Annotated in this window: 2 protein-coding genes; both read right to left on the bottom strand. The window is 50.1% G+C overall.

Features of this window, described 5'->3' with window-relative positions; genetic code table 11:
- A partial coding sequence (locus tag A3751_RS22260; RefSeq protein ID WP_369821251.1) for a DUF6691 family protein occupies positions 1-163 on the bottom strand: 163 nt, incomplete at its 3' end.
- The gene (locus A3751_RS16940; RefSeq protein WP_068458157.1) at positions 150-578 is read right to left on the bottom strand and encodes a YeeE/YedE family protein; all 429 of its coding nucleotides are present in this window, start codon (positions 576-578) and stop codon (positions 150-152) included. The genes A3751_RS22260 and A3751_RS16940, both read right to left, overlap by 14 nt.
- Between the last annotated feature and the right edge of the window lie 31 nt (positions 579-609).

Here is a 609-nt window from a genome sequence, read left to right on the forward strand (position 1 = left end):
CCATGACAAACATTAAAGTAATATCCCAATCGCCAAACAAATCCAGAAAACCAATCACTTTTTGCGTGTCTGTCATACCCGACAACGCCAACCCTGCGCCAAACAACAATCCGACCACTAAACCAACAAATCCAGCCATTGTAGAACTCCTATGCAAAAACATGACGAACAACAAACACGGTAACGAAACCCGCCGCCATAAAAGTTACGGTTGCGAGGATAGACCTCGGAGAGAATCGCGCCATGCCGCAGATACCATGCCCACTCGTGCAACCAGACCCCATTTTAGTGCCAAAACCAACCAGCAACCCTGAGACAATCGCGAGCGCTGTGCTCCCCTCAGGCGCATTCGGCACCGGCAGACCAAAAAACTGATGCACAATGATCGGCCCGATCATCAAACCAAGCACAAAGGTAATGCGCCACATGTTGGGAGCCACATCGAGCTTAGCGATTGAAGACAATGCAGACCAAAAAATACCGGAGATACCCGCTACGCGACCCAAAGCCACTAAAAGCAGCGCGGCAGCGCCACCAATCAATACGCCGCCAGCAATGGCGGGAATAAAAGCGTCCATTTAGCAATCCTCATAAAGGTTAAACACGAGA

Source organism: Oleiphilus sp. HI0080, assembly GCF_001635135.1.